Annotated in this window: 16 protein-coding genes; 7 read left to right on the top strand and 9 right to left on the bottom strand. The window is 72.4% G+C overall.

Annotated elements, in window-relative coordinates; genetic code table 11:
- Nucleotide 1: 1 nt before the first annotated feature.
- The 6 genes from QSK39_RS19250 to QSK39_RS19275 are packed head-to-tail and all read right to left on the bottom strand — an operon-like array spanning nucleotide 2 to nucleotide 5535.
- On the bottom strand, nucleotides 2–580 hold the full coding sequence (locus QSK39_RS19250) for an SRPBCC family protein (protein WP_285479127.1): 579 nt from the start codon (nucleotides 578–580) through the stop codon (nucleotides 2–4).
- Nucleotides 574–1479, bottom strand: coding sequence for an XdhC family protein (locus QSK39_RS19255; protein ID WP_285479128.1), 906 nt, complete (start codon nucleotides 1477–1479; stop codon nucleotides 574–576). Before QSK39_RS19255 ends, QSK39_RS19250 begins: the two co-directional genes overlap by 7 nt.
- A gap of 10 nt (nucleotides 1480–1489) precedes the next feature.
- Complete coding sequence (locus QSK39_RS19260) at nucleotides 1490–3880, bottom strand: aerobic carbon-monoxide dehydrogenase large subunit (protein WP_285479129.1); 2391 nt, start codon at nucleotides 3878–3880, stop codon at nucleotides 1490–1492.
- A gap of 1 nt (nucleotide 3881) precedes the next feature.
- Nucleotides 3882–4412 carry a (2Fe-2S)-binding protein gene (locus QSK39_RS19265; protein WP_285479130.1) on the bottom strand — a complete coding sequence of 177 codons (531 nt, stop codon included), beginning with the start codon at nucleotides 4410–4412 and terminating at the stop codon, nucleotides 3882–3884.
- A gap of 1 nt (nucleotide 4413) precedes the next feature.
- Nucleotides 4414–5280, bottom strand: a complete 867-nt coding sequence (locus tag QSK39_RS19270; protein WP_285479131.1) for an FAD binding domain-containing protein — start codon at nucleotides 5278–5280, stop codon at nucleotides 4414–4416.
- 9 nt (nucleotides 5281–5289) lie between these two features.
- Complete coding sequence (locus QSK39_RS19275; RefSeq protein ID WP_285479132.1) at nucleotides 5290–5535, bottom strand: hypothetical protein; 246 nt, start codon at nucleotides 5533–5535, stop codon at nucleotides 5290–5292.
- A 134-nt stretch (nucleotides 5536–5669) separates the two neighbouring features.
- On the opposite strand from QSK39_RS19275, the gene QSK39_RS19280 reads away from it, so the two are divergent.
- Genes QSK39_RS19280 through QSK39_RS19290 form a run of 3 tightly spaced genes read left to right on the top strand, consistent with a single transcriptional unit; the run spans nucleotide 5670 to nucleotide 9356 of the window.
- A complete protein-coding gene (locus tag QSK39_RS19280) occupies nucleotides 5670–6536 on the top strand; it encodes an FAD binding domain-containing protein (RefSeq protein WP_285479133.1) in 867 nt (288 codons plus the stop codon).
- 1 nt (nucleotide 6537) lies between these two features.
- Nucleotides 6538–7008 (top strand): (2Fe-2S)-binding protein, encoded by a 471-nt coding sequence (locus tag QSK39_RS19285; RefSeq protein ID WP_285479134.1) that lies wholly within the window; start codon nucleotides 6538–6540, stop codon nucleotides 7006–7008.
- Nucleotides 7005–9356 carry an aerobic carbon-monoxide dehydrogenase large subunit gene (locus QSK39_RS19290; RefSeq protein WP_285479135.1) on the top strand — a complete coding sequence of 784 codons (2352 nt, stop codon included), beginning with the start codon at nucleotides 7005–7007 and terminating at the stop codon, nucleotides 9354–9356. The genes QSK39_RS19285 and QSK39_RS19290 overlap by 4 nt, the downstream gene beginning before the upstream one ends.
- A gap of 136 nt (nucleotides 9357–9492) precedes the next feature.
- Here the strand turns inward: QSK39_RS19290 and QSK39_RS19295 are convergent, their stop codons facing one another.
- On the bottom strand, nucleotides 9493–9696 hold the full coding sequence (locus QSK39_RS19295; protein WP_285479136.1) for a hypothetical protein: 204 nt from the start codon (nucleotides 9694–9696) through the stop codon (nucleotides 9493–9495).
- Nucleotides 9697–9776: 80 nt separating this feature from the next.
- Between QSK39_RS19295 and QSK39_RS19300 the strand changes: the two genes are divergently transcribed.
- Nucleotides 9777–10445: an RraA family protein gene (locus tag QSK39_RS19300; protein WP_285479137.1), complete on the top strand. Its 669-nt coding sequence runs from the start codon at nucleotides 9777–9779 to the stop codon at nucleotides 10443–10445.
- Here QSK39_RS19300 and QSK39_RS19305 read toward each other — a convergent pair.
- Together QSK39_RS19305 and QSK39_RS19310 are read right to left on the bottom strand one after the other, a co-directional pair.
- A complete protein-coding gene (locus QSK39_RS19305) occupies nucleotides 10422–11012 on the bottom strand; it encodes an RICIN domain-containing protein (protein WP_285479138.1) in 591 nt (196 codons plus the stop codon). The genes QSK39_RS19300 and QSK39_RS19305 overlap by 24 nt on opposite strands.
- Before the next feature lie 87 nt (nucleotides 11013–11099).
- Nucleotides 11100–11990 carry a LysR family transcriptional regulator gene (locus tag QSK39_RS19310; protein WP_285479139.1) on the bottom strand — a complete coding sequence of 297 codons (891 nt, stop codon included), beginning with the start codon at nucleotides 11988–11990 and terminating at the stop codon, nucleotides 11100–11102.
- 68 nt (nucleotides 11991–12058) lie between these two features.
- On the opposite strand from QSK39_RS19310, the gene QSK39_RS19315 reads away from it, so the two are divergent.
- The 3 genes from QSK39_RS19315 (at nucleotide 12059) to QSK39_RS19325 (ending at nucleotide 19012) form a co-directional block, all read left to right on the top strand.
- Entirely contained in the window at nucleotides 12059–12907 is an 849-nt protein-coding gene (locus QSK39_RS19315) for an EamA family transporter (protein ID WP_285479140.1), read from the top strand.
- A gap of 28 nt (nucleotides 12908–12935) precedes the next feature.
- Nucleotides 12936–13607: a GntR family transcriptional regulator gene (locus tag QSK39_RS19320; protein WP_285479141.1), complete on the top strand. Its 672-nt coding sequence runs from the start codon at nucleotides 12936–12938 to the stop codon at nucleotides 13605–13607.
- A 158-nt stretch (nucleotides 13608–13765) separates the two neighbouring features.
- A complete protein-coding gene (locus QSK39_RS19325; RefSeq protein ID WP_285479142.1) occupies nucleotides 13766–19012 on the top strand; it encodes an RHS repeat-associated core domain-containing protein in 5247 nt (1748 codons plus the stop codon).
- Nucleotides 19013–19024: the final 12 nt, after the last annotated feature.

Raw genomic sequence — 19024 nt, forward strand, 5'->3', positions numbered from 1 at the left:
CTCAGGCCGGATTGCTCTGGTAGGGCAGGAAGAACCGGCGGAACACCCGCCGCAAGGCCATCAGCGCAGCCTGCACGCCGATCCGGAAGCCGCGGGCGGGCGCGGCCCCGGCGACGAGCTCCTCGCCGCGTTCGACGCGGTCGATGCCGTCCTGCAGGTTCACCGCGAAGTCGCGCATCAGCACCGACGAGACGTCCGAGATCATGCCGCGCCCGTACTGCGCGGCGGCGCCGGAGATCTGCAGGTCCTGGTCGACGTCGACGCGGGTGCCCGTCCCGGAGCGGACGAGGGTCGCGGTGAGCGTCATGCCCGCCGTCCCGCGCCCCTTCTCTTCCGCGCCTTCGGCGCTGACGACGATCCGGTGGGCCGCCTCGTCGCGTTCGACGATCTCCGCGGTTCCCTTGAAGCGCAGGGAAACCGGGCCCATGCGGACGGCGACCCCGCCGCGGTAGCGCTCGTCGCCGAGGTCCTCGGTCAGCTCCGCGCCGGGCAGGCAGACGGCGACGCGCGGGACGTCGTCGAAGAACCGCCAGACCTTCTCGACCGGCTGGGCGACCTCGAACCGGTTCCGGATCAGCATCGGACGTCCTTCCTGGCGTAGGCCCCGGGGTCCCGCCGGAACGCGTCGCGGCACCCGGGGCAGCAGAAGTAGTACGTCACACCCTCGTGCTCGACCGGCTCGCCGAGCGGCTCGACCGTCATCCCGCACACCGGGTCGACGAGGTCCTCGACCGGCGGCGCGGACACCCGCGGTGCGGCGCGGAACGCGACGAGCTCGGCCAGGATCGCGACGGCGATCTCGCGGTGCGGCACCGGCCCGAGGTCGAGCCCGACGGGCACGCGCACCCGGTCCAGGTCGGCCCGCGGCACCCCGCGGTCGGCCAGGTAGCCCAGCACGGCCTCGCCTCGCCGGCGCGACCCGACGAGCCCGACGTACGCCGGCCCCGCCCGCAACGCGCCTTCGACGGCGTCTTCGTCGAAGTGTCCCTGGGTCGCCACCACGACCATGGTGCGCGGGCCGACCTCGTCGAACTCGGCGCGGGCGACCAGTTCGGCGCACCAGCCGAGCGCGGTGGCCAGGTCGACGAGCGTGCGCGCCATCGGCGACCGGCCGACGACCAGCAGGTGCGGCGCCGGTTCGACCGGCTCGACGTAGATCTCCAGCGCGCCTTCGCTCTGACAGGCGATCGGCACGACCGTCATCCCCGCCGGGACCGCTTCGCCGAACTGGCCGGACGTCCCGAGCAGCAGCAGCCGCGGCTCGCCGTCGGCGATCGCCTGCCGCGCCTCCCGGATCACGGCGGGTTCGGCGCAGGCGCCGCCGATCCAGCCGTCGAGGACGCCGTCGGCGGTGACGATCGCCCGGTAGCCCTCCTTGCCCGACGAGGGGCCCTGGCGCCAGACCACGGTGGCCCAGGCGAACGTCTCGCCCCGGTCGGACAGCTCCCTGGCCCGGTCGAACAAGCTCCAGTCGTGCATGGAAGTCCCTTCAGTCCGCGGTACGCAGCGGCGGCATGCCGGACACGTCACGGCGCTCCCGCAGCGCTTCCCAGACCCGGTCGGGCAGCACCGGCATGTCGATGTTGCGCACGCCGGTGTCGTCGATCGCGTCCATCACCGCGTTGACGAAGGCCGCCGGGCCGCCCACCGCGGCGCACTCCCCTACGCCCTTGGCGCCGATCGGGTGGTGCGGCGACGGCGTGACGACCTCGCTGTGCAGCTCGAACCCCGGGGTCTCCCACGCGGTCGGCAGCAGGTAGTCCATGTAGTTCGAGCCGATGCAGTTGCCCTCGGCGTCGTAGGTGATGAACTGCATGTTCGCCATCGCGTAGGCCTCGGTGAGCCCGCCCATGATCTGGCCTTCGACGATCATCGGGTTGATCCGGACGCCGCAGTCGTCGACGGCGACCAGGTTCAGCACGTCCCACACACCGGTCTGCGGGTCCACCTCGACGGTGACGATGTAGACCGCGAACGGCCAGGTCAGGTTCGGCGGGTCGTAGTAGGCGGTGTTCTCCAGGCCCGGTTCCATGCCGTCGGGCATGTTGCCGTACGCGGCCATCGCGCACTCCTGGATCGTCACGCCGCGGTCGGGCGCGCTGCGGACGTAGAACCGGCCCAGCTCCCACTCGACGTCCTCTTCGGACACTTCGAGCAGGTGCGCGGCGAGCTTCCGCGCCTTGGCCCGGATCTTGCGCGCCACCATCGCGGTGGCCGCGCCGGCGACGGGTGTGCTGCGGGAGGCGTAGGTGCCCATCCCGAACGGCGCGGTGTCGGTGTCGCCGTGCTCCACCACGATGTCGTCGGCCGGGATGCCCAGCTCGTGCGAGACGATCTGGGCGAAGGTCGTTTCGTGGCCCTGCCCCTGGCTCTGCGCGCCGATCCGCAGCAGGGCCTTGCCGGTGAGGTGCACGCGCAGCTCGGCCGAGTCGAACATCTTGATGCCGAGGATGTCGTACTCGCGGCTGTTGCCCGCGCCGAGCGGCTCGGTCATGGTCGAGATGCCGATGCCCAGCCGCCGGCCGCGAGCACGCGCTTCTTCCTTCTGCCGCAGGAAGTCCTCGTAGCCGACGGCCTTCAGCGCGACGTCGAGGCACTTCCCGTACTGCCCGGAGTCCACCAGGAAGCCGTACGGCGTCCGGTGCGGGAACTGGTCGTCGCGCACGAAGTTGCGCCGGCGGAACTCGGCCTGGTCGATGCCGAGCTCCAGCGCGGCCTGGTGCACCATGCGCTCCTGGAAGAACATCGCCTCGGTGACGCGGAACGAGCACCGGTAGGCGACGCCGCCGGGCGCCTTGTTCGTGTAGGTGCCGCGCGCGGCCAGGTGGGCGTGCGGCACGTTGTAGCAGGCGAACGCCGAGTGCAGCAGGCCGATCTTGAACTTGCTGGGCTGGGCGTCGGCGAAGAACGCGCCGTGGTCGGCCACCGCGCGCATCCGCACGCCGAGGATGCGGCCGTCGTCGGTCAGCGCCATTTCGCTGTCGAGGTACATGTCGCGGGCGAACCCGGTCGAGATGAGGTTGCCGGTCTTGTCCTCGATCCACTTCACCGGGCGTTCCAGCAGGATCGAGCAGAGGATCGAGCACACGTACCCCGGGTAGACGGGCACCTTGTTGCCGAAGCCGCCGCCGACGTCCGGCGAGATGATCCGGATCATGTGCTCGGGCAGCTCGGCGATCATCGCGACGGCGGCCCGCACGATGTGCGGTGCCTGGGACGTCAGGTAGACGGTGAGCTTCGACGTCGCCCGGTCGAAGTCGGCGACCGAGCCGCAGCATTCGATCGGCGACGGGTGCGAACGCGGGTAGTGCAGCCGCAGCTTGGAGATCCGGTCCGCCTGCTCGAACGCCCGGTCCGTGCCCTCGCGGTCGCCGACTTCCCAGTCGTAGATGACGTTGTCGCGCTGCCCGGCCTTGTCGTCGCGGATCAGCGGCGCGTCCTCGGCCATCGCCTGCTCGGGGTTGACGACCGGCGGCAGCGGCTCGTACTCGACGTCGATCGCGTCGCACGCGTCCTTGGCGATGTACGGGTCGTCGGCCACCACGCAGGCGACCTCCTGGCCCTGGAAGCGGACCTTGTCCGTGGCCAGCACGGCCTGGGTGTCGTAGGACAGCGTCGGCATCCAGGCCAGGTTGCGGGTCGCGGCCATCTCGCCGGTCAGCACCAGCCGCACACCCGGGATCTCCCAGGCGCGGCTGGTGTCGATCGACTTGATCCGGGCGTGGGCCAGCGGGCTGCGCAGGATCTCCATGTGCAGCATGCCGGGCAGCACGATGTCGTCGGTGTAGTTGCCCTTTCCGCGCAGGAAGCGGTTGTCCTCCACGCGGCGGCGGCTGGCGCCGAGCCCGCCGATCCGGTTTTCGTCCAGTGCTTGCGACACGTCAGGCCTCCTGGTCGTTCCGCAGCCGGGCCGCGGCCCAGAGCACCGACTTCACGATGTTCTGGTAGCCGGTGCAGCGGCAGAGGTTGCCCGAGAGCGCCCAGCGCACCTCGTCCTCGGTCGGGTCAGGGTTCTCCGCGAGCAGCGCCTTGGCGGCCATCAGCATCCCGGAGGTGCAGAACCCGCACTGCAGCCCGTGTTCCTCCTTGAACCCCTCCTGCAGCGGGTGCAGCCCGCTCGGTGCCGCGAGCCCTTCGACGGTCGTCACCGCGCGGCCGTCGGCCTGCACGGCGAGCATCGTGCAGGACTTGACCGGGCGGTCGTCGACGAGCACCGTGCAGGCCCCGCAGTTGGTGGTGTCGCAGCCCATGTGGGTGCCGGTGAGCCGCAGGCCCTGCCGCAGCAGGTGCGAGAGCAGGAGCCGCGGCTCGCACTCGACGACGCTGCGCCGCCCGTTCACGGTGACGGTGATCCGCCGCGTCGGGACGTCCCCTTGGTCCGGACCTTCCTCGATGACCCGCACGCTCGTCATCTCACGCCGCCCTTTCCCCGGTCTGCTCGAGAATGCGCCGCACGAAGACGCGCACCATGTGCCGTTTGAAGTCGGCCGAGCCGCGGTGGTCGCCCTTCGGCCGCGCGGCCTGCGCGGCGAGGCCGGCCGCGTGGTCGATCACGTCCTCGCCGAGCGGCCCGCCGACGAGCGCCTCCGCGGCGTCGGCGGCCTCGATCGTCGCCGCGCCGACCCCGGTCAGCGCGATCCCGGCGCGGGTGACGATGTCGCGATCGCGTTCGATCGCGACGGCGACGCCGACGGTCGCGAAGTCCCCGACCCGCCGCTCCAGCTTGAGGTAGCCGCCGTCCGGGATCCCGCGCGGCGCGGGGATCACCGCCTCGACCGCGACCTCGTCGTGGGCGAGGGCGTTCTGGAACGGGCCGTGCACGAAGTCCCGCACCGGGATGGTCCGCCGCCCGCCGGGTCCGGCGGCCACGACCGAGCCGCCGAGCGCGAGCACCACCGACGCCCAGTCGCCCTGCGGGTCGGCGTGGCACAGCGAGCCGACGAGCGTGCCGCGGCTGCGCACGAGCGGGTCGGCGACCAGCCGCGCGGCGGCGGCCATCACCGGCTGGGTGCTCTTCAGCAGGGCCGAGCGTTCGAGGTCCCCGTGCCGGCACAACGCGCCGACGTGCAGGTTCCCGTTCTCGTCGACGTCGTGGTGGTCGAGGCCGGGGACGGTGTTGAGGTCCACCAGCAGCGTCGGCGACGCGAACCGGAGCTTCAGCAGCGGCACCAGGCTCTGCCCGCCGGCCAGCACCTTCGCGTCCTCGCCGCCGTCGTGCAGGGTGCCGATCGCCTCGTCCAGCGAGCGGGGTGCCTCGTAGCGGAACCGGGTCGGGTACACGGTGCTCCCTCAGACTTCTTCGTCGGGTACAGCCGGATCGGGCACGGCCACGGGCAGCGCATCGTCGGTGGGGTCCGGCCGGGGCCGCTGGTGCGGCGGCCACGGCCCGGCGACCGGCCGGGCGGCGACCTTGAGGAAGCCGACGAACTCCGGCCACGCCCACACGGTGGGGCTGCCGCCCTCCTTCGGCGCGTCCTCGACGAGCTCGTACAGGCGCGGGTTGTCCCGGCTGTGCCCGTCGGACTCGATCCGCATCGCGCGCCCCCGCTTCCACCGTCGGTCCAGGTGAGAATCGATCTTTCACCCGGACCCGAAGTGCGACAACGCGCGATTAACCCTTTGCTTAAGGCGGTTGCGGTACCGGTCCCCGCGGAGAACGATCGACCGCTATGCAGGTGCCCGCCCCGTTCGAATACGAGCGCGCCGGCAGCGTCGAGCACGCCCTGACGCTGCTGGCGAAGTACGGCCAGGCCGCGCGGGTCATCGCCGGCGGGCACAGCCTGATCCCGATGATGAAGCTGCGGCTGGCCGCGCCGGAGGTGCTCGTCGACATCAACGAGCTGACCGAGCTGAGCGGGATCGACGCATCGGCGGAGACGCTGCGGGTCGGCGCGCTCGCCCGCCACGCCGACCTGCTCTCCTCCGCCGCGGCCGGGGCGCTGTTCCCGGTGCTGCACGACGCCGAGCGGGTCGTCGCGGACCCGATCGTGCGCAACCGCGGCACGGTCGGCGGCTCGCTGTGCCAGGCCGACCCGTCCGAAGACCTCTCCGCCGCGTTCGCCGCCGTCCGGGCCGAGGCCGTGATCCGCGGTCCGGACGGCGAACGCGCGGTGCCGGTGCGGGAGTTCTTCCGCGGCCCGTACGAAACCGCGGTCGGCCCGGCCGAGCTGCTGACCGAGATCCGGGTCCCGGTCGTGCCCGGCGCGGGCAGCGCGTACGCGAAGGTCGGCAGGCGGGCGGGCGACTGGGCCGTCGCCGCGGCGGCCGCGGCGCTCACGCTCGAGGGCGGCACCGTCGTCGAAGCGGGGATCGGGCTCACCGCCGTCGGGGCACCGCGGTTCGTCGCCGCCGAGGCGGAGGACTTCCTGCGCGGCGGGGCGGCCACCGCCGAGCGGTTCGCCAAGGCGGGCGCGATCGCGGCCGAGCACTGCCGGCCCGCCGCCGACCAGCGCGGCCCGGTGGACTACAAGCGCCACCTGGTCGCCACCCTCACCACGCGCGCGCTCGCGCTCGCCAAGACCCGCGCGGAGGCGTGACGTGGAGATCACCGTGACCGTCAACGACGAGCGGCACCGCCGTTCGGTGGAGCCCCGGCTGCTGCTCGTCCACTTCCTCCGCGACGAGCTGGGCCTCACCGGCACGCACTGGGGCTGCGACACCTCGAACTGCGGCGCCTGCGTGGTGTGGCTCGACGACGTGCCGGTCAAGTCGTGCACGGTGCTGGCCGCGATGGCCGACGGCAAGCGGGTCCGCACGGTCGAGGACCTCGCCGACGGCGCCGCGCTCGACCCGGTGCAGCAGGGGTTCGTGACCTGTCACGGCATCCAGTGCGGCTTCTGCACCCCGGGGATGCTGATGACCGCGCGCTGGCTGCTCGACCACGACCCGGACCCCGGCGAAGACGTCATCCGCGAAGCCATTTCGGGGCAGTTGTGCCGCTGCACGGGGTACGAGAACATCGTCCGGTCCATCCGCTGGGCCGCCGCGCACCCGGACGGTGACCGGTGACCGGCGGGTTCGGCTCCCGGACGCGCAAGGAGGACGCCCGGTTCGTCCGCGGCCGCGGCACCTTCGTCGACGACGTCGTCCGGCCCGGCATGCTGCACGGCGCCGTCCTGCGCAGCCCGCACGCGCACGCCCGGATCGTCTCGGTCGACACCAGCGCGGCCGAGGCGCACCCGAAGGTCCGGCTGGTGCTGACCGGCGCGATGCTGGCCGAGCGCGCCATGGCGTGGATGCCCACGCTGTCCCACGACGTCCAGGCCGTGCTGGCCACGGACAAGGTGCGGTTCCAGGGCCAGGAGGTCGCGTTCGTCGTCGCCGAGGACCGGTACTCCGCGCGTGACGCGCTGGAGCTGATCGACGTGGAGTACGAGCCGCTGCCGGCGGTGGTCGACGCGCGCACCGCGCTGGCGCCGGACACCCCGGTGATCCGCGACGACCTGGGCCGCACCGACAACCGCGTGTTCGACTGGGATGCCGGCGACGCCGAGGCGACCGCAGCCGCGTTCGCCCGCGCGGACGTCGTCGTCGAGCAGGACATGCTCTACCCGCGGGTGCACCCGGCGCCGCTGGAGACCTGCGGCGCGGTCGCCGAGGTCGACGTCATCAGCGGGAAGCTCACCGTGTGGTCGACCGCGCAGGCCCCGCACGCGCACCGGCTGATGTACTCGCGGATCACCGGCCTGCCCGAGCACCGGATCCGGGTCGTGGCCCCGGACATCGGCGGCGGCTTCGGCAACAAGGTCGTCGTCTACCCGGGGTACCTGTGCGCGGCGGCGGCCGCGATGCTCACCGGGAAGCCGGTGAAGTGGGTCGAGGACCGCTCGGAAAACCTGATGAGCACGTCGTTCGCCCGCGACTACCACATGCACGGCGAGATCGCCGCCACCCGCGACGGCAAGCTGCTCGGCCTGCGGGTGCGGGTGCTCGCCGACCACGGCGCCTTCAACGGCACCGCCCAGCCGACGAAGTTCCCCGCCGGGTTCTTCCACGTCTTCACCGGCTCCTACGACCTGCCGGCGGCGCACTGTTCCGTCACCGGCGTGTACACGAACAAAGCGCCGGGCGGGGTCGCGTACGCGTGCTCGTTCCGGATCACCGAAGCGGTCTACGTCGTCGAACGGATGATGGACGTGCTCGCGCGCTCCCTCGACATCGACCCGGCTTCACTCCGGGAAAGGAACCTGCTGCGGCCCGAGCAGTTCCCGTACCCGAGCGCGACCGGCTGGAGCTACGACTCCGGCGACTACCCGCGGGCGCTGGCGCTGGCGCTCGAGATGGCCGGGTACGACTCCTTGCGTCGCGAGCAGGCCGAGCGGCGGGAGCGCGGCGAGCTGATGGGGATCGGCCTCAGCTTCTTCACCGAGGCGGTCGGCGCGGGCCCGCGCGAGCACATGGACATCCTCGGCTTCGGCATGGCCGACGGCGCCGAGCTGCGCGTCCACCCGACCGGCTCGGCCGTGCTGCGGCTGTCGTGCATGTCCCAGGGCCAGGGGCACGAAACGACGTTCGCCCAGCTGGTTTCGCAGGAGCTGGGGATCCCCGAGGACGAGGTCGAGATCGTGCAGGGCGACACCGACCGGACGCCGTTCGGGCTCGGCACCTACGGTTCCCGCTCGACCCCGGTGTCCGGCGCGGCGGCGGTGACGGTGGCCCGCAAGGTCCGCGAGCGCGCGCGGCAGGTGGCGTCCGCGATGCTGGAGGTCGACCCCGGCGACCTGGAGTGGGAGCGCGGGCGCTGGTTCGTCCGCGGGGTGCCCGACCGCGGCCACACGATCCGGGAGATCGCGCTGGCGGCGCATTCCGACCTGGCGCTGCCCGAAGGCGTGGAGGGGCACCTCGACGCGACCACGGTGTACAGCCCGCCGAACTTGACTTTCCCGTTCGGCGCTTACGTTTGCGTGGTCGACGTCGACGCGGACACGGGCCAGGTGCGGGTCCGCCGGTTCATCGCGGTCGACGACTGCGGAGTCCGCATCAACCCGGCGATCGTGGCGGGCCAGGTCCACCGCGGCCTCGCCGACGGAATCGGGATGGCGCTGATGGAACTGGTCGCGTTCGACGAGGACGGCAACCACCTGGGCGGCTCGTTCATGGACTACCTGCTCCCGACGGCCCTGGAGTGCCCGTCGTGGGAGCTGGGCGAGACGGTGACACCGTCCCCCCACCACCCGATCGGCGCAAAGGGCATCGGCGAGTCGGCCACGGTCGGTTCCCCGGCGGCGGTGGTCAACGCGGTGGTGGACGCGTTGGCCCCGTTCGGAGTCCGCCACGCGGACATGCCGCTGACGCCGGCCGCGGTGTGGCGCGCGATGCGCGGAGATCCGCTGCGCGCGGATCTCGCGGTGAGCTGAGGGAGTTTTCGCCCGAAGAACTCGTTCGCCGGGCGGGGTTTCGGCGCGCCACCGAGGACGGCAAGGGCCCCTCGGTAATCCCGCCTCACCGCGCCCCAGGGCGGCACGGCCCACCCGGCCACCCGGTGTCCACGCCTCACCGTGCCGCTGGGGCAGCACCGCCCATCGCTTCGCCCGGGGCCCGGTCCTGCCAGTACCGGGCTTCGTCCCGGTCGTGGTTGGTGAGGAGGTTTCCCAGCACCACCATTCCGGCGACCGGGTCGGCCTCGGCGGAGGCGCGGGCCGCGCGTTCGGCTCCGGCCGCGTCGCCGGCCCGCCGGAGTTCGTTGCCCAGGCACACAATGGCGAATTCTCCTCGAGCCCTCGCACGCCCAGGTTGATCGTCGCGCTGGGCTCACCGCCGCCGGGTAACCTCGCGAAATGCCGGTGAACGACGAGCTGTCCCAGAAGTTCCTCGCGGTGGACACGACCGCCCTCTGCGATGTCGACAAGACGACCAGGGTGCTGCACAGCGCGCTCCGCCCTCGTTCGGCCCGATCGCGGATCTTCGGGCCCGCCTTCACCGTGCGGTGCCGCGACGACTTCCTCGGCGTGCTGCGGGCCATCGAATCGGCGGCGCCGGGCGACGTGATCGTGGTCGACGGCGGGGCGCGCGAGATCGCCCTCGGCGGCGAACTGTTCGCCCGCGGGGCCTTGGCCCGGTCGCTCGGCGGGATCGTCGTGGACGGCGGCTACCGGGACATGGCCTACGTCGGCGGCTGCGAACTCCCCCTGTACAGCCGTTTCGTCACGCCGCTTTCCGGTACGTCGTCGAAGCTCGGCGAGCTGCAGGTGCCGGTGACCTGCGGCGGGGTCACGGTGAATCCCGGCGACCTGGTCCTGGCCGACGGCGAAGGCCTCATCGTGGTGGCCCCCGACCGGATCGGCGGTCTCCTCGACGGCGCGCTCGCGATCAAGACGGCCGAAAACGCGGTCATCGAACGACTCGACGCGGGAGCCACGCTCAGCGAGACCTTCAACCTCGCCGAGCACGTCGCCGCGCTGAGCCGGGCCGAGCCGTCTGCGCTACGGCCGCGGGATCGAAGCTGAGGGAAGCGCCACGAGGCACCGGGTGCAGCCGGACTCCTTCAGGTGCTGGTGCCACACCTGGTGTGGGTTCGCGCTGTCGCAGGTCTGCTGGTACAGCTTGACTCCGCTGCCGGTGCCGGTGATGCACTTCTGGCTCGTCGCGTTCCGGAACAGGACGTTGACCGAGCCGTTCGGGTTCGTCGAGACGGTCGGCAGCTGCCATTCCTGCGACCAGTGGTTCGGGGCCCGGTCCGGGCATTCGACCAGGAACACCGGGTCGCCGTCGTTCGCCGGGCCCGCGCTCACGGCGATGCACATCGCACCGGCCACCCCCGACCTGATCCACGCGTTCCCGTTGGCCTGCGGCGCGGTCTGGAACACCTGGTTGGCGGCCTGGCTGCCGACCGGTGTCTTGCAGGCGGCCTCCTGCAGCGACCAGGAGCCGTGACTGGCGTCGTAAAGCCCGTCCATGCACAGGTTCGTGCTCCGGTCGGAGTACTGCAGCCACCAGCCGTCCGCGCCCGCCGGCGAGACCATCAGGAACAGTACGCACAAGCTGGCGAACACCGCCGCGAAACGACTGCGCATGGCCGGTCCCTTCCGGGGTACCAGGGGGCGAAAGAAAATGCTGGCAGCACGCGAGAGCGCTTTCAGCCACCATCCGGCCGCACTTGCTCAGCGGGCCAGCAGCCCGAGGACCAGCGCGAGCGGCGGCCACGCCTCGCGGCCGCGACGAGTGCACGCGAAGGCGCGTTGCCGCACGTCCGGCCCCGCCAGCGGAACCAGCGCGACGCCGGGTCGCGTGGCGCGGCCGGCCGGAAGCAGGCCGACGGCGGGCGCCGGGCCGGTCGCGATGAGGTCCTCCACCAGTTCCAGGCTGTCCGCGCGGTGCGTGACGCGGGGGGTGAACCGGGCCGTCGACGCCAGCCGGCGGATCACGTCCTCGTCGGCGCTGTTGCGGGAGTTGACGATCCAGCCGTGGTCGCGGAACGCCTCGAAGACGGCCCCGGTGTTCCCGCCGCGCGCCCGGGCCGCGTCGGCCGCCGGGACGGCGAGGTCCCACCGCGCCGTCCACAGTGGACTCACCGTGACCGCCGGATCCGTGACGGCCGGGGCGAGGTCGTAGTCGTAGGTGAGGGCGAGGTCGACGTCGTCGGCCAGCAGCGCGGCGAAGGCCTCGTGCGGTTCGTACTCGCTGATCCGCAGCTCCACCTGCGGGTGGTGCTCGGCGAGCGCCGCGGCCGCCGGGAGCACGGACCGCCGCACGGCCGTGGCGAACCCGGCGACGCGCACGGTGCCGGCCGGTTCGGCGTGCGGGTCGAGGTCGGCGCGCGCCGCTTCCACCGCGGCGAGGATCGTCACGGCGTGCTCGGCCAGCCGCCGTCCCGCGGGAGTGAGCCGCACGCGCCGGCCGTCCGGCTCGAGCAGGGGCGCGCCGATCTCCTTCGCCAGCACCGCGATCTGCTGCGAAACCGTCGACGTCGTGGTGCCGAGCACGTCCGCCACCGCGCGCATCGAGCCGTGACGGGACAGCTCGAGGAGGAACTGAAGCCGGCGAGTGTCCATGATTCCTGAACAGTACATCCACGATCGGCACGTGGACACGAACGGTGCGGATCGGTTTTGCTGGGTTCGTGCGCTCCTCCACCCGTGACGGCGCGGCCTTCGCGGTCGCCGCCATGCTCTGCGTCCAGCTCGGTCTCGCCGTGTCCGTCGGCCTGTTCGACCGGATCGGTCCCGAAGGTGCGGCGTGGCTGCGGCTGGCGTGGGCCGGCGTGCTGCTGCTGGCCGTCGTCCGGCCGCGGCCGTCGTCGTTCCGGCGGGCCACCTTCGCGGCCTGTTGCGCGCTGGGCGTCGTCACGGCGGGGATGACCATGCTGTTCATGGAGGCCGTCGCCCGGCTCCCGCTCGGCACGGCGAGCGCGCTGGAGTTCCTCGGCCCGCTCACCGTGGCGGTCACGCGCGGCCGCGGCGGCAAGCGGCTGTGGCCGGTCCTCGCCGCGCTCGGCGTCGTGCTGCTGACCGAGCCGTGGCGGGGCGGCGCCGACCTGGCGGGCGTCGGCTACGCACTCGCGTCGGCGGTGTGCTGGGCGGCCTACATCCTGCTGACGCAACGGGTCGGTGACGAGGTCTCGGGCGTGCGCGGGCTCGCCGTGTCGATGCCGGTGGCGGGGATCGTGGCGACCCTCGCCTACGGGCCCGGGGTGGTCGGGCACCTGACCCCGGAGCTCCTCCTCATCGGCCTCGGGCTGGCGATCCTGCTTCCGGTCGTCCCGTTCAGCCTGGAGATGCTCGCGCTGCGGCGGCTGACCACGTCCGCGTTCGGGACGCTGATGAGCCTGGAACCGGCCATCGCCCTGACGATCGGGCTCGTCGTGCTCCACCAGGTCCCGGACCCCTTTGCGGCGGCGGGCGTGCTGTTCGTCGTGGCCGCCGGGGTCGGCGCGGAGCGCACCGGCGCGCGGGAGCCGGTGGTTTTGTAGCACAATCTCCCCCGGTATCGTTCGGCCGGTGAACGAGCAGACCGCGCCGGAGCGGGTCGCGAGAGCGCTGCGGGACGAGCTGCTGGACGGGGCCCACCCGGTCGGCACCCGCTTCCGCGAGGAAGACCTGGCCGAGCGCTTCGACGTCGGCCGGCACACGATCCGCGCGGGGCTGCGGCTGCTCGTCGAGCGCGGGCTGGTGATCCACGAGCGGAACCGGGGCGCGGTCGTCGCCCCCTTGAGCAGGCGGCGCATCGACGAGGTCTTCGACTACCGCAAGGTCCTGGAGCTCGGCGCCCTGCGGATGGCCCTGGACGCGGGCGCCGACCTCGGCCCGGTACTGGCCGAAGTGGACCGGCTCGAGGAGCTGGCCCGGCAGCAGCCCGACCCACCGTGGCGCGAGCTGACGAAGGCACACAGCGCGATCCACCGGGCGATCGTCGCGGCCGCGGGCAACCAGCACCTGCTGGACGGCTACGAGCGCTGCGAGGACGAGGTCCGGCTGCTGCTGACGTTCGTCCGGCCCGACTTCGACGCCGCCCGCCTGGCCGCGGTCCACCGAGACCTGGTGAAGAAGCTCCAGCAGGGCGGCGAGGCCGCGGAAGACGCGCTGACGGAGGACATCGACCATACGGGTAGGGCGGCGCTGCTGACCGCGTTGCGACGCGCCGAGGAAAGCGCCCGCCTGCTCGGCCGCTGACGAGCGCACCGGATCGGCCGACGGTGTGGGCCACGCCACGAGCGCCTGGGCACGATCGGCTGGTTGGAGGGGCATTCCCCGGGGTTCGCGGAATCCTTGCCGCCACCGCTTGTTAACTTCAATCGTGGGCGCTGGACACGGTGAGGAAAGGTCGGCACGTGAGTAATCCGTTGGTCGCAGAAACCAAGGACTCGACGACGGCGTACTCCGGGATCTCCCTGCTGGAGTCGGCGAACGACCTCAAGTCCGCCATCGAGAGCGGCGACTGGGCGTCGGTCGCCATGGGCGCCGTCGGGACCGCGCTCGACGCACTCTCGATGGCCATGGACCCGTTCGGGGCGATCCTCGCGGCCGGTGTCGGCTGGCTGATCGAGCACGTCGGCCCGCTCAAGGAAGCCCTCAACGGCCTCACCGGCAACGCCGACGAGATCGCCGCCCAGTCCGAGACCTGGAAGAACGTCGCCACCGAACTCGGCAGCATCGGCCAGGACCTGACCGGCATGGTCAAAACCGACATCTCGTCGTGGACCGGGAACGCCGGTGACGCCTACCGCCAACGCGCACAAGACACCGTCACCCTGCTGGAAACCGCCCAGAAGGGCTGCGAAGGCGCATCCAGCGGCGTGAAGACCGCCGGTGAAGTCGTCGCGGCAGTCCGGGCCCTGGTCCGCGACATCATCGCCGAACTCGTCGGTCACTTGATCAGCTGGGCACTGCAAGTGATCTTCACCCTCGGCATCGGCATGACCTGGGTCGTTCCGCAGGTCATCAACGCGGTCGCGAAGACCGCCTCGAAGATCGCCGACCTGGTGAAGCGGCTTGTCAAAGCGCTCCAGGCGCTGGTCCCGCTGCTCAAGCGCGCCGGCGACCTGTTCGGCGACGCGGCGAAGGCACTGAAGAACATCAAGCCGGGCAAGGCCGCCCCCGCCCCGAAGCACGCCGACATCAACGGCAGCCCCAAGGGGCTCGACGGGCCCAAGGGCAAGGGCGGCCCGGACGCACCGCCGCCGAAGACCGACCCGCCGCCGACGCCGAAGGGCGGTGACGGCACCACTCCCTCCGGCGCGAAGGGCGACGGCACCACCCCGTCCGGCGACCACACCCCGCCCAAGACCGATCCGCCGCCCGCGTCGAAGGGCCCCGACGACACGCCGAAGAGCCCCGACCCGACGCCCCCTCCGGCGTCGAAGGGCCCGGACCCCACGCCCTCCGGCACGCCGAAGGGCGACCCCAAGGGCGACGGGTCGCGGATCAAGGACACCAACACCAAGCCGGACGAACACACCACGCAGACGAAGGACAAGACCGACTGCGGTGACCCGATCGACGTCGCGACCGGTGCCGTGATGCTCGTGCAGGAGGACGTCTCGCTGCCCGGCGCGCTGCCCCTGGTCGTCGAGCGCACGCACCTGTCCACCTACCGGGCGGGCCGGGCGTTCGGCCCCACGTGGGCCTCGACGCTGGACGAACGCCTCGAGATCGAGCCGGACGGGCTGCACCTCGCGCTGGCCGACGGCACGCTGCTGCGCTACCCGGTCCCGGCCGGCGTGGCGGCGGTCGTCCCGGAAAGCGGCCCGTACCTGGCGCTGCGCCGGGTGCGGCACGGGTTCATCGTCGGCGACCCGCAGTCCGACCGCGTGCGCTACTTCGCCGGCCGTCCCGGCGACACCACGCTGCCGCTGCGCGCGGTCGTGGACGGCGCGAAGAACCGGATCGTGCTGCGCTACCGCGACGGCGTGCCGGTGGCGATCGAGCACTCCGGCGGCTACCGCGTCGAGATCGACAGCGCCGGCGGCCTGGTCACGGCGTTGCGCACCGCGGGCTCCCCCGTCCCGCTGGCGGAGTACCGCTACGACTCCGCGCGCCGGCTGGTCGAGGTCGTCGACGCGGTCGGCACCCCGCAGAAGTTCACCTACGACGCCGACGGCAGGCTCGCACGCTGGGAAGACGTCAACGGCCGCTGGTACCGCTACGGCTACGACGCCCAGGGGCGCTGCGTGCGCGCCCAGGGCACCGACGGCTACCTCGACACGACGCTGGCCTTCGCGCCCGGCGAGACGACCGTGACCGACTCGCTCGGGGCCGTCACCCGCTACCGGCTCGACGAGCGGCTGCGCGTGATCGGGCAGACCGACCCGCTGGGCAACACCACCAGTGCCGAACGGGACCGCTTCGGGCGCGTGCTCGCCGAGACCGACGAGCTCGGCAACGTCACGCGCTGGGACTACGACGAGATCGGCAACCTCGCCGCGGTGACCCGCCCCGACGGCACCCGCCTGGTGCTCGGCTACGACGAACGGCGCCGCCCGGCCGCGGTGACCGGCCCGGACGGCGCCGTCTGGCGCTACGAGTACGACCGGGGCGGCAGCCTCGCCCGCACCGTCGACCCGACCGGCGCCGCGACGTCCTACACCTACGACCCCTTCACCGGCACCGTCGACTCGGTGACCGACGCCCTCGGCGGGGTCACCCGGATCCAGGCCAACGCCGCCGGGCTCCCCCTGCTCGTCACCGAGCCGGACGGCGCCGTGTGGCGCTACGGCTACGACGCCCTCGGCAACACCACCAGCGTCACCGACCCGCTGGGCAACACCACCACGATGGTCAGCGACGCCGCCGGCAAGCTCGTGCAGGCACGCGACGCCGACGGCACCGTGGAACGGTTCGCCTCGGCCGCGCAGGGCAGCTTCGAGGAGCGGACGGACCAGCGCGGGGGCGTCACCCGCATCGAGTACGCCCAGTTCGACCTGCCGGTCAGCGAACGCGGCCCCGACGGCGGCACGCTGGAGTACGGCTACGACACCGAACTGCGGCTCACCTCGGTCACCAACGAACGCGGCCTGGTGTGGCGCTACGAGTACGACGCCGCGGGCCGGAAGGTGGCCGAAACCGACTACAACGGACGCGTCCTGCGCTACGGCTACGACGCCGCGGGCCGGCTCGTGCTCCGCACCAACGGCGCCGGGCAGACCATCACCTTCGAGCGCGACAGCGTCGGCCGGGTCGTGCGGCGCACCAGCGCCGACGAGGTCGCCGTGTTCACCTACGACGCGGCCGACCGGATGGTGTCGGCGGCCAACGGGCACAGCGAGGTCCGCTACACCTACGACGGGCTCGGCCGCGTCGTGGCGGAGTCGATCAACGGCCGGGTCGTGCACTTCCGCTACGACGCCCTCGGCCGCCGCGTGGCGCGCCGGACCCCCTCGGGTGCGGAGTCGGTGGTCGGCTACGACGCCGGTGCCCGCCCCTCCGAGCTGACCACCGCCGGGCGCACCCTGCGGTTCGGTTACGACGCCGCGGGCCGGGAGACGGTCCGCACGCTGCTGGGCGGCGCCGGTCCGGTGGCGGAGCTGCGCCAGGACTGGACGCCCACCGGGCAGCTGGCGGCGCAGACGGTGCTGCGCGGCCCGGAAACGGTGCAGCGGCGCGAATACGGCTACCTGCCCGACGGCTACCTCGCCGGTGTCGACGACCTGATCTCCGGGCCGCGCACCCTCGACGTCGACGCCGCCGGCCGGGTCCGCGCGGTGCGCGGCCCGCGCTGGCAGGAGGACTACGACTACGACGTGACCGGTGCCGTCACCGGAGCCGGCTGGTCCGGCGCGCCCCAGGTCGGCGGCCCGCGCGCCTACTCCGGCACCCTGCTCACCGCCGCCGGCCCGACGGGCTACAGCCACGACGGCGAAGGCCGCGTCATCGCCCGGGAGCGGGGCGGGCAGCGGTGGACCTACGAGTGGAGCGCGGAGAACCGGCTGCTGGGCGTGCGCACGCCGGACGGTTCGGCGTGGCGCTACCGCTACGACGCGTTCGGCCGCCGGATCGCCAAGCAGCGCCTGGACGCCACCGGCGGCGTCGCCGAGCAGGTCGAGTTCGCCTGGGACGGGCAGCTGCCGGCCGAACAGGTCCACAGTGGACCGGGCCGGCCGCCGGTCGCCACGGTGTGGGAGTACGCGCCCGGCGAGCGGCTCCCGCTCACCCAGACCGAACGCGTCCTCGCCCCGGGCGGCGGCGAGCGGTTCCACGCGATCGTCTCCGACCTCGTCGGCACGCCCGCGGAGCTGGTCGACGACACCGGCGCGCTGGCCGGGCACCTGCACACGGCGTTGTGGGGCCCGGCCGTCTCGGCAGGCGGCACGGCGAGCACCCCGCTGCGGTTCCCCGGCCAGTACCACGATCCCGAGACGGGCCTGCACTACAACCGGTACCGCTACTACGACCCCGAGACCGGCCGGTACCTGTCCCACGACCCGCTGGGCCTGACGCCGGCGCCGGACTCCCTCGCCTACGTGGGCAACCCGACCGCCATGGTCGACCCGCTCGGCCTGGCCCCGACGCGGACCACGCCGTGCCAGAAGGCGGCCAACCGCTACAACCCCTACGCCCGGGGGAACGACAAGCCTTCGGCGAGCGACCGCACGTACCCGGAAAGCACCTACGGCGACCGGAACGCCGAGCGCAAGCGCCTCGACGACAAGCACGACTTCACGATCGACGGCAACAAGACGCACCAGTCCGAGCACGCCGGCGGGTACGACATCCTGGCCGACAACGGCGGCGCGAAGGGGGCCCGCAAGGACAACAAGCCCTTGGAGAACAACGCCTACGCCTACTACGAGGACTTCGCCAACCACCGGTACCACCCGGGCACGGGCAAGGGCGGCGACAACCACGAGTCGGGGTTCACCAAGGGCGACGTCCGGGACTCGCCCAACACGGCGAAGGACGACAAGCTCGGGTACGACGACCGCCTCGGGTCGTACCGGAACGCGCAGCGCAACGCCATCGAGTCCAACGACCCGAGCACCGCGGTCCAGCTCAACCAGCTCGGTTACGGGCACCAGCAGGGCTTCCAGAACTCGCAGACCATCAAGGCGGGCTACGACCAGCCACACAGCTTCTCCGACAACGTCTACCACGGGAACGATCCCAACCACGTCCACCACAAGGACCACCCGCTCTACAACAAGGACACCGCCGACGCGGCGAAGGCCGAGCAGGACCGGCGGGACGCCATCAAGAACGACCCGAACCACCCGGACCGCGCGGCCTACGACGCCGAGCAGAAGCGGATGGCCATCGCCGACGACTCGTACCACAAGATGGTCGACGACATGCACTCCAGCGGCGAGGGCATGCGGTACAACCCGAAGACCGGTGAGGCGACCCCGGCGGGCGGGCACACGGTGGACGGCACCGGGCACGTGACCACGAAGCCGATCGACAAGTGGGACGCGGCCGAGATGCACGGCGCCCGCGACGCGGCGCGCACCGGCGAATGGCCGGGCTACGGCGGTTTCTACAAGAACCCGACGGCCGCGGACTGGGCGGCGCTCGAGCGCGGCGACCTCGACCCGCCGTCGCTCAAGAACATCAAGGACGAGGACATGATGGACCTCACGCCGTGACCGCGGCGGCCC

The sequence above is a fragment of the Amycolatopsis sp. NBRC 101858 genome (assembly GCF_030269325.1).
In the GTDB taxonomy this organism is placed as follows: domain Bacteria; phylum Actinomycetota; class Actinomycetes; order Mycobacteriales; family Pseudonocardiaceae; genus Amycolatopsis; species Amycolatopsis ponsaeliensis.

What these genes read in the sequence shown, in the direction of transcription:
- QSK39_RS19250 (WP_285479127.1), bottom strand. Translation starts at nt 580, where the DNA reads ATGCTGATCCGGAACCGGTTCGAGGTCGCCCAGCCGGTCGAGAAGGTC.
- QSK39_RS19255 (WP_285479128.1), bottom strand. Translation starts at nt 1,479, where the DNA reads ATGCACGACTGGAGCTTGTTCGACCGGGCCAGGGAGCTGTCCGACCGG.
- QSK39_RS19265 (WP_285479130.1), bottom strand. Translation starts at nt 4,412, where the DNA reads ATGACGAGCGTGCGGGTCATCGAGGAAGGTCCGGACCAAGGGGACGTC.
- QSK39_RS19275 (WP_285479132.1), bottom strand. Translation starts at nt 5,535, where the DNA reads ATGCGGATCGAGTCCGACGGGCACAGCCGGGACAACCCGCGCCTGTAC.
- QSK39_RS19280 (WP_285479133.1), top strand. Translation starts at nt 5,670, where the DNA reads ATGCAGGTGCCCGCCCCGTTCGAATACGAGCGCGCCGGCAGCGTCGAG.
- QSK39_RS19300 (WP_285479137.1), top strand. Translation starts at nt 9,777, where the DNA reads ATGCCGGTGAACGACGAGCTGTCCCAGAAGTTCCTCGCGGTGGACACG.
- QSK39_RS19305 (WP_285479138.1), bottom strand. Translation starts at nt 11,012, where the DNA reads ATGCGCAGTCGTTTCGCGGCGGTGTTCGCCAGCTTGTGCGTACTGTTC.
- QSK39_RS19310 (WP_285479139.1), bottom strand. Translation starts at nt 11,990, where the DNA reads ATGGACACTCGCCGGCTTCAGTTCCTCCTCGAGCTGTCCCGTCACGGC.